The 16,670-nt window shown below is 40.1% G+C and carries 12 protein-coding genes and 1 other annotated feature; of the genes, 1 reads left to right on the forward strand and 11 read right to left on the reverse strand.

The features are described 5' to 3' along the window. Nucleotides 1–110 precede the first annotated feature (110 nt). The 9 genes from FN960_RS00750 to FN960_RS00790 form a co-directional block, all read right to left on the reverse strand. Nucleotides 111–965 (reverse strand): SMP-30/gluconolactonase/LRE family protein, encoded by an 855-nt coding sequence (locus tag FN960_RS00750; RefSeq protein WP_143846462.1) that lies wholly within the window; start codon nt 963–965, stop codon nt 111–113. 14 nt (nt 966–979) lie between these two features. Beyond that, nucleotides 980–1,384 (reverse strand): secondary thiamine-phosphate synthase enzyme YjbQ, encoded by a 405-nt coding sequence (locus FN960_RS00755; protein WP_143846463.1) that lies wholly within the window; start codon nt 1,382–1,384, stop codon nt 980–982. A 125-nt stretch (nt 1,385–1,509) separates the two neighbouring features. Continuing rightward, nucleotides 1,510–2,172, reverse strand: a complete 663-nt coding sequence (locus FN960_RS00760) for a YesL family protein (protein ID WP_143846464.1) — start codon at nt 2,170–2,172, stop codon at nt 1,510–1,512. A gap of 25 nt (nt 2,173–2,197) precedes the next feature. After that, nucleotides 2,198–3,490, reverse strand: coding sequence for a Gfo/Idh/MocA family protein (locus FN960_RS00765; RefSeq protein ID WP_143846465.1), 1,293 nt, complete (start codon nt 3,488–3,490; stop codon nt 2,198–2,200). 20 nt (nt 3,491–3,510) lie between these two features. After that, entirely contained in the window at nt 3,511–4,359 is an 849-nt protein-coding gene (locus FN960_RS00770) for a carbohydrate ABC transporter permease (RefSeq protein WP_143846466.1), read from the reverse strand. 20 nt (nt 4,360–4,379) lie between these two features. Beyond that, nucleotides 4,380–5,336 carry a carbohydrate ABC transporter permease gene (locus tag FN960_RS00775; protein ID WP_143846467.1) on the reverse strand — a complete coding sequence of 319 codons (957 nt, stop codon included), beginning with the start codon at nt 5,334–5,336 and terminating at the stop codon, nt 4,380–4,382. Between the two features lie 83 nt (nt 5,337–5,419). Beyond that, nucleotides 5,420–6,739, reverse strand: coding sequence for an ABC transporter substrate-binding protein (locus tag FN960_RS00780; RefSeq protein WP_143846468.1), 1,320 nt, complete (start codon nt 6,737–6,739; stop codon nt 5,420–5,422). Nucleotides 6,740–6,989: 250 nt separating this feature from the next. Beyond that, complete coding sequence (locus tag FN960_RS00785) at nt 6,990–8,576, reverse strand: response regulator (RefSeq protein WP_143846469.1); 1,587 nt, start codon at nt 8,574–8,576, stop codon at nt 6,990–6,992. 5 nt (nt 8,577–8,581) lie between these two features. Further along, nucleotides 8,582–10,303 carry a sensor histidine kinase gene (locus FN960_RS00790; protein ID WP_185970849.1) on the reverse strand — a complete coding sequence of 574 codons (1,722 nt, stop codon included), beginning with the start codon at nt 10,301–10,303 and terminating at the stop codon, nt 8,582–8,584. Between the two features lie 224 nt (nt 10,304–10,527). On the opposite strand from FN960_RS00790, the gene FN960_RS00795 reads away from it, so the two are divergent. Continuing rightward, entirely contained in the window at nt 10,528–11,784 is a 1,257-nt protein-coding gene (locus FN960_RS00795) for a BaiN/RdsA family NAD(P)/FAD-dependent oxidoreductase (RefSeq protein WP_143846471.1), read from the forward strand. Between the two features lie 845 nt (nt 11,785–12,629). On the opposite strand, the gene leuS is transcribed toward FN960_RS00795, so the two are convergent. Continuing rightward, nucleotides 12,630–15,050 (reverse strand): leucine--tRNA ligase, encoded by a 2,421-nt coding sequence (gene leuS, locus FN960_RS00800; RefSeq protein ID WP_143846472.1) that lies wholly within the window; start codon nt 15,048–15,050, stop codon nt 12,630–12,632. A 95-nt stretch (nt 15,051–15,145) separates the two neighbouring features. Then, nucleotides 15,146–15,376 (reverse strand) — a binding site (T-box leader). 86 nt (nt 15,377–15,462) lie between these two features. After that, nucleotides 15,463–16,641: an MDR family MFS transporter gene (locus FN960_RS00805; RefSeq protein WP_143846473.1), complete on the reverse strand. Its 1,179-nt coding sequence runs from the start codon at nt 16,639–16,641 to the stop codon at nt 15,463–15,465. Nucleotides 16,642–16,670: the final 29 nt, after the last annotated feature.

Genomic DNA, 16,670 nt, shown 5'->3' on the forward strand with positions numbered 1-16,670 from the left:
AAAACGTCTAGTATGAATTGTAGCATAGTTTAGATACAAATATTTATGACGATTCATGTAAAAAAAAGAGACGATGATCGTCTCTTTAGTGTTGACAGCACAAATGAATCTTAACCTTTGAATTCATCTGGCTTAAAGCCCTTTGAATTTGTTTTTACCGCGAAGAGTGAACCTCCTAAAGGATCTGCTTCATCTCCACTTGATGCAGAGGTAATAAATAGAGTTTGGTAATCCTCTCCACCAAACGCACAAGAGGTTACACATTTAGCACCAACTTCTATGGCTGCAAGTTTCTCTTTTGTGAGTGGATTGATTTGAATGACCTGCCAGCCATTATACATGGCGACCCAAAGCATGCCATCCTCATCAATTGTCATACCGTCCGGATGCCCATCGGTTTCTGGAAATGTGTAAACCACATCTTTGTTTGTAATTTCTCCCGTTTCTAGATTGTAGTCATACGATACAACCTGCTGTGTTTTGGTATCAATATAATACATACGTTGATGAGATACATCCCATGCTAAGCCGTTGGATATCTGAATATCTCCTAACACCTTTTCACACGTTAAATCTGTATCTACTCTATACAGGGCAGCATCTTTAGTTTGTCCCTCTGTTACCATCGTTCCTGCCCAAAACCGTCCTGCGGGATCACACTTTCCATCATTAAAGCGATGATACGGAACGGTTTTTTCAGGTGAAGCCACTTTTTCTAAACGATCCGCCTCAAAGGTATAGATTCCATCAGTCATGGCGAGTAAAAGCCCACCTTTCTTACGTTTGACTACCGCAGTAACCTTCTGGCCAAAGGAAAGCTGTGTATTTTCCTCGCTGGCTGGTGAGTATGTATTCAACTTACATCCATCAATATCTACCCAAAGAAGCTCCTCTTTATCTTCGTCCCAAAAAGGCCCTTCCCCAAGCTGTGCCTTTGCTTTCCAAACAACCTCTGCCTTCATCATAATTCCTCCTCAGTCTATTCATCTTTTGTTACTTTAATGTAATAAGTCCGGGTTCTGGGCCCGTCAAATTCACAAAAATAGATACCCTGCCATTGCCCTAGAATCATTTCACCTTCAGATATGATCACAGTTTGAGATGGCCCTACTGTACTAGCCTTAAGATGAGCTGCACTGTTGCCCTCCAGATGACGATAATTTTTATGTTCCCATGGGTACACCTCATCTAACCGCATCAACATATCGTGCTTTACATCCGGATCTGCATTTTCATTAATGGTGATGCCAGCCGTTGTATGTGGACAATAGATTGTAACTTGGCCATTCTTTATGTGAGAAGCATTTACCACATCTACAACCTCTCGGGTGACATCAATCATTTTGTCTCTATCTGATGTACGTAACGTCTTCTTCTCTAACACTGTAATCTCCTCCTTTTTTGTGAATAATGCTAATCTATTCCCTTTATCCTTATAATGAAAACGGTTGATTCATAATAAAAAAAGTCGAACGAAGTGTATGTCCCACACTCCGTTCGACTTTTTATTTAGGTTAATACCTGCTTAGATGATGCTTGTTTTTGCTGATTTTTCTTATGAATCTCTTGTAAGCGTTCAAACCCTTTATAAGCAATCCACATGTTCACATGTATGATAAAACTGACTCCAAATAGCGGGATGAGACCAGGTAAAAAGATTAGAAAATAATACGTAGAGAGTATACTCGCAAATAAGAAAACCATATTTGCAGGCTGTAGAAAACCAATAAATAAGGCTTTTTTTATAGTGGCAACCACGCCCTCTTGATAATGAACAAGAACCGGAAATACATACAGCAGCATCATGCCAAGAGAGATGCCCATGACAATCATCATAATATGAAGGACAGAATGAAATGTACCTTCAATATGCCTAAAGAACATAAAATCGATATACCAGATAAGAGAGAGAACCAAAATGACTAGACCGATTCCATTTGAGCGAAAAAACGATTGGCGGTACACAGACCAGAATGTTTTAAAAAGGAGGATTTCTTCTTCCCCTGCAGCTGTTTTTCTCGCGATCTCATAAACTGCTGTTGTACTTGGCATAAGTCCAAATACAATTCCACCAATTAATGTTCCTCCTACCCAATAAAGATTAAGCAAGAAAAAATACGTAATCCATTTGCAGAGATTATAAATCCCTGTAAACAGTCGATTCATCTCCATTATGACCCTCTCCTATCTGTTCAATCTATACATGTGTTGATGTTTGCTTTAACAGCTCGTCAATATGAACGGACTTTTTCTCCTTAACTGAGCGCCAAATAGCTTCACCTGTGGCTACGGCATAGCTTCCATCTCGGCTACCCGATAAGATCTCGTATGAACGCGTTGGATCAGGCCCCATAAATAAATCCTCTTGAATCACTGGATCCCCGCCTCCATGCCCACCTTCGCGTTGGACCACATGGATCGTTTCCTTCGAACCAAACAATGGGAAGTAATCAATGCTCTGTTCTTCAAACGGAAATGGAACACGGGATGGTGCGTGAATCTCTTTTGTTTCAATTCTTCCTTCTGTACCATTAATAGCAAGACGATAGCCTTCATATGGCAACGAAAAATTAATGGAGTAGCTTAACAAAGCACCTTGATCATAACGTACAGTCGCTGTGTAGGTATCTTCAATTTCAATCTCTGAATCAAATATACATTGATCTGGTCTGTAATTCGTATATTGATCCTTTCTGCTTTTATCTGATTGAATGTGATCATCCTTCACTTTCATACTGTTGCTTCTAGAATTCCAACGTGCATAATATGGACACTGCAGCTGCAGATTACAGGTAGCACACACACGACCGTCTTCTTTTTTAGGGTTATGAACGCTATCTTGCCCGTAATAATTTAGTGCCCCAAAAGCAAAGGCCTCTTTTGGAGTTTGGTCGAGCCACCAATTAATGAGATCAAAGTGATGAGAGCTCTTATGAATAGAAAGCCCACCGGAAAATTCTCGCTTCCGGTTCCACCGTTGAAAATAACTTGAGCCATGATACGTGTCGATGTACCAGTTCAGGTCGACAGAAGTGACTCTGCCAACCCTTCCCTCAAGAATCATTTCCTTAATTTTGGTGTGGAAGGGACTATACCGATAGTTAAAGGTAACCGTTACCTCCCCTTTACTTTTCTCTTCAGCATCCATAATTCGCTTACAATCCGCCGCAGTTGTAGCCATTGGTTTCTCTGTTATGACGTCTAAATCATGTTCAAGAGCTTTAATAATATAGTCAACATGGGTATCATCTCTACCTGTGACAATGATTACATCTGGCTTTGTTTCCTGAACCATAAGCTCAAATTCCGATTCCTTATACTCTCTTACATGTTCTATTTGCGGTAGCTTTTCCTTTGTTAAACGAAACCTCTTTGAATCATAGTCTAACAATCCTACTAATTCGGATGAAGCAGTAAACGTATTTAACATAGGTTGAATAAACATTCCAATCGCACGATTACTTACTCCACATACGGCATAACGTTTCATTCCATCGTCTCCTTACATAATTAAGACTTCAATCCACTTGTACTAATTCCGTCTACAATGTAGCGCTGGAAGATAAAGAAAATGATAAACACCGGCGCAATACTAACCGTTGTCATCGCAAACATAGCCCCCCAGTTCGTCACTGCACTTGGATCAGAGAACAGCTTTAATGCTAATGATACAGGATATTTTTCCGGTGTGACCAAATAAATTAATGGTCCCATAAAATCATCCCATCTCCAATAGAAGGAGAAGATCGCAGCTGTCATCATAGCCGGAACGACTAATGGCACAATAATTCGGAAGAAGATAGAAAATGTATTACATCCATCAATTTTTGCTGCTTGATCAAGCTCAGTTGGGATCGTTCTAATAAACTGCATGATTAAAAAGATGAAAAATGGTACTCCAAAAAAAGTAGGAAGAATTAATGGTAGGTACGTATCAATCCAACCAAATCCTGAAAACATTACGTACTGGGGAATCATAACCATCTCATAAGGCAGCATTAATGTTAACATCATTAAGACAAACCACAATTTTTTTCCGGTAAATTTAATTCTCGCAAAACCGTATGCGATAAATGTTGATGAAATAACGCTTCCGATTGTTGCAATGATGGTAATAACAAATGAGTTTCTAAAGAAGGTTGTAAACGTAATCCCACCAAATCCTTGCCATCCTTCTGTGAAATTATGAAAGGCCCATTCTCTAGGAATTAAGGTGTGTGCATCAACAAAAACGTCAGAGCTCTGTTTAAATGAACTCATGACCATCCATGCTAAAGGATAAAGCATAATTAATGTGAAGATAATCATTAAGACATGCTGAATAATTTTTTTAATAAACTTCTTGCGTTTTGTATCCATTGCTCATTCTCCTTCCTTTATTAATCGTTATAGTGAACCCATTTATCAGAGCTTTTAAAAATTACAGCTGTAAATACTGCAATGATAATAAGCATGACCCACGCCATCGCAGATGCATAACCCATATCAAAGAATTCAAAGGCACGGCGGTACATATACAGAACATAAAGTAATGTACTGTTCATAGGTCCACCATTTGTGACGATGAAACTCGGCGTAAAGGCCATGAATCCTTGAATCGTCTGCATAATCGTGTTAAATAGGATCACCGGCGTTAATAAAGGAATCGTAATTTTAAAGAATTGCTGCCAAGGCTTGGCTCCATCCACAGAGGAAGCTTCATAAAAAGTCTTAGGAATATTACGTAAACCAGCTAGGAAAATCAACATCGAAGATCCAAATTGCCAGCCATATAAGGCAACAAGCGTCCAGATGGCTGTACCCGGATCACCTAACCATGAATGTGTTGGTAATCCAATAGATGCTAAGACTGAGTTGAATGCTCCATCATTACCGAACAACTGTCTCCACATAATTGAGATACCAATGCTGCCTCCTACAACTGACGGCAGGTAAAGCATCGTACGATACAAACCAACGGCTTCAACAATTTTATTAAGTGCAACCGCTACCATTAATGCAAAGACAAGTCGAATGGGAACCGCTGTCCCCGCGTAAAGAAACGTAACTTTTAATGACTGTCTCCATGTATCATCTGTGGTGAACATTCGTTCATAGTTACCAAAGCCTATCCAGCTGTATTCTCCACCCATTCCATAGTCGGTAAATGATAGATAAAGAGAATAAATAATGGGATACATTGTAAAAGCAACAAGCCCAATAATAAAGGGGGAAATAAATGCATAACCTGCTGTTTCCTCATACCCTGTCCGAAGTCTTTTCGGGCGTTTAAATGGCTTATTAAAGCGAGGTTTAACGGGTACAACGGGCTCTTTTCCCGTTTGATTTTGTGCCATATTCTCCACTCCTAGCTTTTGATTTTATAATTTAAAGAAAGTGATCCAGTCAGTGATAAACTTGACAGGATCACTTCTCTACTTTAATTTCCTAAGATCATCTCAGCTGTTCTTCTAAATTCCTCTGCACCTTCTTCAGGTGTAAGCTGTCCATACATCACTCGCTCATCTACATTTTCAAGCGCTTGAAGCACTTCAGTAGATTCAGCTGGGAAATTAGTATCGATAGGAGAGCTATTCTCTGTAACATAATCGATATATTCATAAATCTTGGTTTCTACTTCATTTAGATCAGCTTGCATTCCATCACGAATTTCAGCATTGATTGGAACCCCTCTGTCGGATCCAATCGTCTCAAATACTTCCGCTGTGTTTGTAAAGAAGTCAATAAATTTCGCAGCTTCCTCTTTATTCTGAGAGTTTTCACTTACAGACCATAGCATAGCGGGCTTTAGATACATCGCCTGGTTGTTATTCTCTCCAGGTAAAACATTTAAATCAAAGGAATAATCTGCTGCACTCGACATAGTTACCACCTGATTTGACCATCTAAAATCAAATGGAGCCGTTCCATGGACAATTAATTCATCCTCAATACCTTGAATTTGTTGGACGACATCATAGCCTGGTGCTACACCGTCATCAACCATATTCTTTTCTAAAGTTAAGAAATCTGTTAATAATTGATCATCATCGTAGCCTAAACCTGTTCCATCTTCGTTAAATAAGGTGTGTCCCTTTTCTCTCAAGTAGTACTCAAAGATATTCTTTGGATCAAACGAACGCGTTCCGTACGTATCAAGTTCTTCATGAACCTGGTAGGCGATTTCTTCAAAGTCTTCCCACGTCCAATTCTCATCAATCTCGACTCCTGCTTCGTCAAGCATTTCCTGACTATAGATAACGGTAAGTGCATTCATTCCACTTGGAATACCTAATTGCTTGCCATCCTTCACTCCAGATTCCAGCACTAGTTCATCTACCTGGCTAACATCAATGGTTCCATCATCAAGAAATTCAGATAGGTCTGTTAATAAGTTCTGACTGGCATATAGATTTAAGTATTCTCCAAAGTTCTGTTGCATAATGTCGGGGAGATTATTACCTGCAGCTTGTGCAGCCATTCGTTCAAAGTAGCCATCAAACCCTGTGAATTCAGGTTCAATTTTCACATGAGGGTTCGCATCCTCATACATTTCAATGATTTTAAATGTCATATCATGTCGCTCCTGTGAGCCCCACCATGACATTCTTAGTGTTACCTGCTCGTCGCCACCATTACCACCATCGCCGCCACCAGTTGAATCAGTATTGTCGCCACCTGAAGCTCCTCCAGCACATGCGGTCATAATTAATGATGCAGTTAAAATTGAAGTAGTTAATCCAAACCATTTCTTTTTCATTAAGTAACCCCCTCATTTTTTGTAAGCGCTTTCTCTACCTGCTAATATAGTACACTATCTGATTTTTTGATGTAATCCAATTTTCAGATACTTTTTGTTCAAAAAACAGAGGTGACGTAAAAATGTCTATTAACATTCAAAATGCCCCCAAGGATTCGTTCCTTAGAGGCATTTTGACAAAGGTTTGAAACAAACCAAACTGTGACCGCTCAGAAAATTTAGATGATCCTTCTCCAAGATCTCCCTGTAGCTAAGAGGTTCTAACTTCTTTATACTCACTTGGAGTAAAACCAATCTGTTTTTTAAATACCTGGCTAAAGTATCTTGGGTTGTTTCCAAAGCCAACCATTTCAGCTATGTCTGCCACTTTAATGTCGTCTGACGTTTCAATTAATTCTACTGCTTTTGAAATTCTAAGCTTCATTAAATAATGGGAAAACTTTTCCCCTATTTCTTTTTTAAACAACTTACCAAGATAATCAGAATTCATATAGAATACATCATTTGATAATTGAGATAAGGATACATCAGTGTTGTCATAATGGGATTCAACATATTCGCATACATTATGAATAGTTGTACTTAGGTGTTTTTTAGCGGAGGTATAGTTTTCGCTCGTAACCTTTTGTGCTGCCTCTTTCAAGAACTCTTCAATTTGATTAAATGTATTAAGCCTTTGAAAGCTGGTTACTTCTTTAAACAGCTCATTCATTAGCTCATTTGATGCCTGCCTAATGATTGAAGTATAAAGCTCGAGACTATGGGCTTTTACGATACTAACGTCATACTTTTTCTCTGCTACGTATGAAAAATAGTGATCAAGATAGCTTTGAACCTCGCTTTTGTTTCCGCTTCTTATAAAGACTAGCAGTTCTTCATGGTTAAACTGTAGTTCATCAAATCGAAACGGCTGCTGATCTAGTGACCCCGTAGATATAATTCCTCCCTCACCTATATAAAAACGTTGAGCCAAACTCTGTAGCGCCTCTCTAAACAGCTGTCTTAGATGCGTGACGTTATTTTCCGAGCTTATGGCACTAGTAAAGCTTAGTTGATAGAAATAATTAAAATGTTGCTTTACTTCTTTTAATGTGGAAATTAATTGTTGATCTGGACAGCTTTCAATGAGGATGACGACTTTCTCTCCAATGGTAGTAGAAAGTAGGACGGTTTGTACCTGCTGTAACTCATAGGTTGCCATTTCCTTTAAAGCATAAAAATGTTCAAATTCCTCGGATTGATAACCGATCGTTCGGTCCTCTGGTTCATCAATAATCATGACGATTAATTTTAATGGGGCCACAATATCATCCGATCCAAACAAATGCTGAAAATGCCCCCACTCCTGCGCCCCAAATGTGTTATCTGATAAGACCTCCTTTAATACCTGAGTTCTTGCTTTAGGTAGAATTTCGTGTAATCTATTTTTCATTTTCAACACAAAATCTTCATCCTGCTTTTGTTTATCTAGGTTCGTTGTGACTTGCTTTAATGCTTCTTCGATCTTTTGTTCGTTTGATGGTTTTAAAAGATAGTGCTTTACTTCATGCTCCATCGCTGTTTTTGCAAATTCAAACTCATCGTGACCAGAAAGAATGATCCATTTAATCTTTGGATTAAGTGGATGTACACGTTTAATCAATTCAATTCCATTTAGTCCAGGCATCTTAATATCAGTAATCACAATATCCGGCTCTTTTTCTTGAATTTGCTCAAAGGCACTTAGACCATTCCCTGCCTTACCAATTAACTGAGTACCACAAGCTTTCCAGTTTACTAAAGCTGCAATACCCTCAAGAATATTAACTTCATCATCAACTAATAATACCTTGTACATCTACATCACTCCTTTACGGTAGGGAGAGTTATTGTAACGGTTGTGCCATTGCCCACTTCACTTTGAATATCTAAACCATATGGTTCTCCAAACATTAATTGAATACGCTCCATGATATTGGCGAGACCAATCCCGGACCGTTTCGGTTTCACACGCCCCTCATAAATGGCTTGAATCGTCTCCTGGCTCATCCCGACACCATTATCACTAATTAAAATTTCTATAGACTGATCATTTACAGTGAGCTCTACTTGAATGACACATTCGTCAATAATTTCCTCCAAGCTATGTTGAATAGCATTTTCTACTATTGGCTGGATCGTTAGCTTCGGTATGCGATAAAGATCTACTTCATCTGGCTGCTTCATTTCAAACGTCAGTCTTTTTTTATAACGGTATTTTTGTATCACCATATAATGATGAACAATATTTAGCTCCTCTTGTATGGAGATAAGCGGCTCTTTTTTACTAATGATTGTTCTCATCATATTTCCTAATGATTCTGCAATGTTTGAAATATCATTTTGCCGATTAACCTTTGCTAACCAATTAATTGAATCTAATGTGTTGTATAAGAAGTGGGGATTAATTTGCGCCTGTAAAGCTCGATACTCCGTTTCTTTAATAACAAGCTGCTTTGAATAATTTTCAGTTATTAACGTATTAATTTTCTGGATCATTGAGTCAAAATTGGTATGAAGCTGTTCAATTTCACCTGATGAATGCACACGCTTCTCATTTTCCATCGGTGTGAAATTCCCCATTTCTACCTGCTTCATTTTCTGAGTTAAATCTTCTAGTGGTTTAGAGATCGTTCGCGCCAGCTTACTACTAATAAGTATGATAATGAAGAGAATTAGAATAAATGATCCGATCATTAGCTGATTTAGTCTACTTGTAGACCCTGCCACTTCATCAAATGGTAAAATATTAAAATACATCAACTCAGAATGCCTTGAGTGTTGGGAGGTATAAAAGTATTTTCTATCATTCCATTCTTTAATTTGATAATTAGTATTAGTAGCTCCTTCAAGCAATGTCTCTGCCTCAATTGGAAAATCCTTTACATACATGACTTCATCGTCCTTCATAATGACAAAGCTTTTGTCAGAGGAAAGGTTGAGGGAATCAGAGATAAACTCCTCCATATCAATCGTAATAAAGACGGAGCCTAAGTAAGAAAGGCTTAAATCATTTAGCTTTCTCATTTCCCTTGTTGATACTAATACGCCCTCATCCGAAAGCGACATCCAAACATTTGCTCCACTAGCTGCACTCATTTCGTCTGTCCATTCTCTATCAATAAAGTCATTGATGGGTTGGTTACCAACTACATAATATTCACCTAGTGTATCAAGCATCTGAATAGAAGAAACATAACGCTCCTGAGAGTAATATGAATTTAACCGTTCTAATAAAAACCTCCTTGATCGATACACATCGTACCCATAATATTCATAGTTAATGCCTTCCATGTAATTCTGAATAACTGGATCCGTACTTATTTGGAATGACATTTGCTCAATTTTTTTTAATTCTTCATCTAATACCGTGGAAGAAATTTTTAATGTGTTTGCAGACTCGTTGTATACCTCTGTCTCATACACTGCTGTAAATACTCTAAAGCTAATGATCCCCATAATACAGAAAAAGACTAATTGTAAGATGGCAATAATAATAATCTTATTTTTTATGCCATGAATTCGGTTTAAACCCCACTCAATCATAGCGTACACCACTCTCATCAAAAGCTTATAAGTAAAGCGCTTACATTCACTTCATAGTATAACAGATTTTTTACATCAAAAAAGAGAATTCCTTTAATTATGACATTAATTGGCTACACTATTTAGCCCGCCCCTTCCCCATTTACTCTTTTAAGTGAAATTGTGATAGTATGATTAAAGCTATTTACTTGATTCGAGCAGGAAACACAAAGGAGATTCGGGAAATGTATGAGGTCATTGTTATAGGAGGTGGCCCTTCAGGTCTTATGGCTGCTGCTTCGGCTGCAGAACATGGAGCGAAGGTGCTTCTCATAGATAAAGGCAATAAATTAGGCAGGAAATTAGCCATCTCAGGTGGCGGACGCTGTAATGTTACAAATCGAATGGAGCGCAAACAGCTGATAGAGCACATTCCAGGCAATGGTAAGTTTATGCACAGTCCGTTTGCAACATTTGATAATGAAGATATTATCCAATTTTTCGAGGGACTAGGAATCCAATTAAAAGAAGAAGATCGCGGACGCATGTTCCCGGTTAACGACAAAGCTCAAACAGTCGTTGATACCTTGCTACGCCGCATTCAAGATTTACGAGTGACGATCTGGACAAATGCAGCCGTCAAAACAATTGATTACCTAGATGGAAAGGTTGACTCCGTTAAATTAATGGACGGACAAGTACTCAAAACAAAATCAATTATTGTGGCAACAGGAGGCAAATCCGTACCACACACCGGCTCAACTGGAGATGGATATCCATGGGCTAAGAAAGCCGGCCATACGATTACCGAGCTTTATCCAACGGAAGTTCCAATCACTTCAGATGATCCATTTATCAAGAAAAAAGCTCTTCAAGGTCTCTCATTACGTGACATAGAGCTCTCTGTTATTAATCCTAAAGGGAAGATAATAAAAACTCACGAAGGAGATATGATTTTTACGCACTTTGGCATTTCCGGACCAGCCTCGTTACGCTGCAGTCAGTATGTAGTCAAAGCACTTAAAAAGTTTGATGTCTCCTCGATTGAATTACGTGTAGATTTATTTCCTGGGAAGTCTGAAGAGGATCTATTTCAAGAGCTTTGGAAATCAGTCAAAGCAGAGCCTAAAAAACAGCTTAAAAATGTCCTCAAGGTTGTAACTCAGGAACGGATGCTGCTGTATTTGTACGAGCACCTCTCGATTCCTTCTGAGGCGACCTGTGCTAATATTTCTCATGAAGTTCTCCGACAACTGGCCAAAACATTGAAACAGTTTATCATACATGCTAACGGAACTCTTTCAATTGAAAAAGCCTTCGTGACGGGTGGTGGTGTGTCTGTCAAAGAGATAGAACCTAAAACCATGCACTCAAAAAAAGCAGAAGGACTATATTTTTGCGGAGAGGTTTTGGATATTCACGGTTACACGGGCGGGTATAACATTACCTGCGCCTTTTCGACCGGCTATACAGCGGGTAAATCAGCAGCTGAACGAGTGTGAACGTGTCTTAGCCCCCAACGATGTGTTGGGGGCTAAGCTTTTTTTAGGAGAGGCTTAATATATGATGAGTACGACAACGTCCAGGTCTATGTGCAAATGAAATTGAGGATTTTCTGGATAGAGGGTGACTCATAATTCTTTTGTTCGTCCGTCGCTCCCAAAATAGGGGGCACGCTTACCGCGGGAAGGTATTGAGCTAACCCGACTCCGTCGATTTATCTCAATGAACCTTTTCATCCCGCAGGTGTCGACCCTCCTATTTTGTCCGCTTGTTTTAGGGTAGGTATCAGTAATACTTTTCACACAATAATAAGGTCTTGACCGAGCCAAATCGGCTTACTAAGAAAGACGGCTTCTTCTCCAAGATCAATGTCCTCCTTACCAAGAGCCATACCTGCTTACCAAGAAAGACCGGCTCCTTTCCAAGACGAATGATCCCCTTACCAAGAGACACATCGACTTACCAAGAAGGACCGGCTCCTCTCCAAGATCAATGTCCTCCTTACCAAGAACCTCATTCGCTTACCAAGAAAGTTCGGCTCTTCTCCAAGTCGAATGCTCTCCTTACCAAGAACCACATCCGCTTACCAAGAAAGAAGGGCTCTTCTCCAAGTCGAATGCTCTCCTTACCAAGACCCACATCCGCTTACCAAGAAAAACGGGCTCTTCTCCAAGACAAATGCTCTCCTTACCAAGACCCTCATCCGCTTACCAAGAAAGAAGGGCTCTTCTCCAAGATGAACACTCTCCTTACCAAGAATCCATCTTTCTCCACAAAGGAAAATCCAATGCCTCATCGTAAAAACCCCGCAGCACCAAGAATGGTGCTACGGGGCTATATTTACTTATCCTACAACGATATTCACTAACTTCCTTGGTACGGCGATGACTTTACGTACGGTTTTGCCAGCCATAGCTTCTTGGACGGTTTCGTTAGCACGGGCAAGCTCTTCCATTTGCTCGCGAGAAGAGTCTGCAGGAATAACGAGTTTTGCTTTAAGCTTTCCGTTAATCTGGACAACAACTTCTACTTCGTTTTCAACGAGCTTAGCCTCATCGAATTCAGGCCATGCTGCATAGGTAACAGTCTCCGTATGTCCAAGCTTTGACCACAATTCTTCAGCTATGTGAGGAGCGATTGGTGAAAGGATTTTTACGAAGCCTTCCATTTGATCTTTAGGCAATGTTTCTTGCTTATACGCTTCATTAATATAAACCATCATTTGTGATATTCCTACGTTAAAGCGCAATTCCTTGAAGTCTTCTGTTACTTTTTTAATCGTTTGATGGTAAACACGTGTTAAGGATTCAGTGCCTTCACTATCAGTAATGATTGGGCTTATGTTTCCTGATACCTCTTCAATAAATAATCTCCACACTCTTTCAAGGAAGCGACGTGATCCGTCTAAACCATTGGTAGACCACGCAATGGTTCCATCAAGTGGTCCCATAAACATTTCGTAAAGACGCAAGGTGTCAGCACCATGAGATTTAATGACATCATCGGGATTCACTACGTTTCCTTTTGACTTACTCATCTTCTCATTGTTTTCGCCTAGGATCATACCTTGATTATATAAGCGTTGGAACGGCTCTTTGGTCGGAACCACGCCAATATCATACAAAAATTTATGCCAGAAACGAGCGTACAATAAATGCAGTACGGCGTGCTCCGCTCCTCCAATATACATATCAACAGGTAACCAATCCTTCAAAATTTCAGGGTCAGCCAAGGCTTCTGTATTATTTGGATCAAGGTAACGAAGGTAGTACCAGCAGCTTCCTGCCCATTGTGGCATTGTATTGGTTTCTCTTCTTCCTTTCATTCCCGTTTCTGGATCAATCACTTCTAGCCACTCTTTTGCATTCGCAAGTGGAGATTCCCCCACTCCAGAAGGCTTAATCTCATCCATTTCAGGCAGAATCAATGGCAATTGGTCTTCTGGCACAGTAGTGGTTGTTCCATCCTCCCAGTGAATGACTGGGATTGGCTCTCCCCAATAGCGTTGACGGCTGAATAACCAATCACGCAAACGATATGTTACTTTTTTCGTACCAACTGATTTTTCTTCTAGCCATGTAATGGCCTTCGTAATAGCCTCGTCTTTTCCTAATCCATCTAAGAAACCAGAGTTCACATGCTTACCGTCGCCAATGTAGGCTCCTTGTTCGATGTCTCCTCCTGCAACCACTTCACGAATTGGTAATGAAAAGGCAGTAGCAAATTCATAGTCACGCTCATCATGAGCAGGTACAGCCATAATCGCACCTGTTCCATAGCTAACTAACACATAGTCAGCAATCCAAACAGGGATCTTCTCACCATTGATTGGGTTGATTGCATAAGCTCCAGTAAATGCTCCAGATTTCTCTTTAGAAAGCTCTGTGCGTTCAAGGTCACTTTTTGTAGCCACCTTCTTTTGATAAGTCTCAACCTCATCCTTTTGCTCTGGAGATGTAATGGTTGACACTAGTTTATGCTCAGGCGCCAACACCATATATGTTGCACCAAATAATGTGTCTGGTCGCGTGGTAAAAACAGAAATAACGTCCTCAAATCCATCAAGCTGAAATTCAACTTGCGCACCTTCTGAACGACCAATCCAGTTTCTTTGCATATCCTTAAGACTTTCCGGCCAGTCAAGATCTTCTAAGTCCTCTAACAAACGATCCGCATAGGCAGTAATTCGTAAGATCCACTGTCTCATCGGACGGCGTTCAACCGGATGCCCACCTCGTTCGCTCAATCCATCAATAACCTCTTCGTTTGCAAGGACCGTACCAAGTGCTGGACACCAATTCACTGCTACTTCATCAACATAGGCCAACCCTTTGTTATAAAGCTGAATGAAAATCCACTGCGTCCATTTATAGTAATTAGGATCCGTCGTATCCACTTCACGATCCCAGTCATATGAGAATCCTAGCTCTTTAATCTGTCTGCGGAAGGTATCAATATTTAATTGAGTAAATGCTGCAGGTGCGTTCCCTGTATCAATGGCATATTGCTCCGCAGGAAGTCCAAAAGCATCCCATCCCATTGGATGCATGACCTCATACCCTTGCATACGTTTCATTCTTGATAAAATATCCGTCGCAGTCATTCCTTCTGGATGACCAACATGAAGCCCTGCTCCAGATGGATACGGAAACATATCTAATGCATAGTATTTTGGCTTATCACTTGCTGTATTTGTACGGAACGTCTTATTTTGCTCCCAGTACGCCTGCCATTTTGGTTCGATTTTGTTATGTGAAAAAGACATTACTTTTCCCCCTGTTAGTAGTTATGGTCCAGTAAGTTGTTAGCGTATGAGTCCGTTTGCATATAAAAAAACTCCCGCCCCTAATAAAATTAATTATCAGGGACGAGAGTTAGCTTCTATGCTTATCCCGCGGTACCACCCAGATTAACAGAGTTAGCCTCTGTTCACTCTTTACACAAATAACGGACGTGACCCGTTGAAGGTTACTACCCATTTCACCCTCAAGACTCGAAGGGGAGTTCAATCTACCTGTTCGGCTGGCTCGCACCTTCCGCCAACTCTCTGCATTCCCAGATACATCTACTATTCCTCGTTAACATCAACTTTTCTCGTATGAACTTACTAGTATTGTATGAAGTTGTCACCGCTCTGTCAAGCGACCGCTCAGAATGATTAAAAATAATGATTCTGCCTAGCTAGGCATGTGGTGTTTTTTTAATGGGTGATCATAAACGAGTAAGAATGGAATCGATAGAATCAGCATACCCACAAGAACATAAAACAATACGTAAATCGAGTAGACATCAACTATAAAGCCCCCTAATATTGGACCAAACATTCTTCCGACCATGGCTACACTATTAACTAGACCCTGATAGAATCCCTCTCTGCCATCTGGAGCTAACTGACTCGCCACTGTTGGAACTGCTGGCCAGATAAACATTTCACCAATGGTTAAAATAATCATTGCTGTCATAAAACCAGAGAACTGTGTAACTTGAGTCAAAACAAGAAAAGAAACGATAAATAAGATCACACCTGCAACCATCTGCGCTTTAATTCCCTGTATCCATTTCTTTATAACCAAAGATAAAAGCGGCTGGGCACAAACGATCATCAAACCATTAACCGTCCAAAATAAACTGTACGCTCCAAGAGAAAGACCCAAACCCTGGGTGTGGACCGACACGTTTGCCTGCCACTGAGTATAACTCATCCAACAAATAACAAAAGCTATGCTCACAAAAATCAAGGAGTGAAAACGAAAATGTCTCCTGAATGGAATGTTCTCTAATGGCTTCATTGTGTCATGACCTGTTGATTTGGCCTTTAGCTTACGAAAAGCAAATAATACAAATACAAATAAGCCCGCGTGCATCAGCGCATTTGCTTGAAAGACCGCTGTTAATTCATTAGCAGCTACCACTCCAATCAGCGCGGTACCAATTGATACACCGACATTTTGCGCGACATACATCGCATTAAACGGACGTCTACCCCCTTCCGGCCATAACGTTCCAGCTAATGCATATAAAGCTGGTGCCATCATCCCCGATCCGAATCCTACACCCATGAGCAACAGCATATAATAAGTAAAGCTATGAAAAAAAGCTAACAAACAGGCACTAATAGCAGCAGCAGTTACTCCAAGAACCAGGGTTCGATAGGCACCGATCTGATCAAATAATCGCCCTCCCAGCAAATTCCCACACACGCCAGCAGCAGAATTTAACATAAGTACAAATCCAGCTATCGTTAACGATTTTCCTAACTCTTCATGAATATAAATAGCATTCAATGGCCACAAAAATGAAATACCAGTGACGCTCATCGTCATGGCAATAATTAAAATCCATATGGACTTTGGCATATGTCTCTCTCCTGCCTTTATTAGTTACT

The sequence above is a fragment of the Alkalicoccobacillus porphyridii genome (assembly GCF_007293315.1).
GTDB classification, from domain to species: domain Bacteria; phylum Bacillota; class Bacilli; order Bacillales; family Bacillaceae_D; genus Alkalicoccobacillus; species Alkalicoccobacillus porphyridii.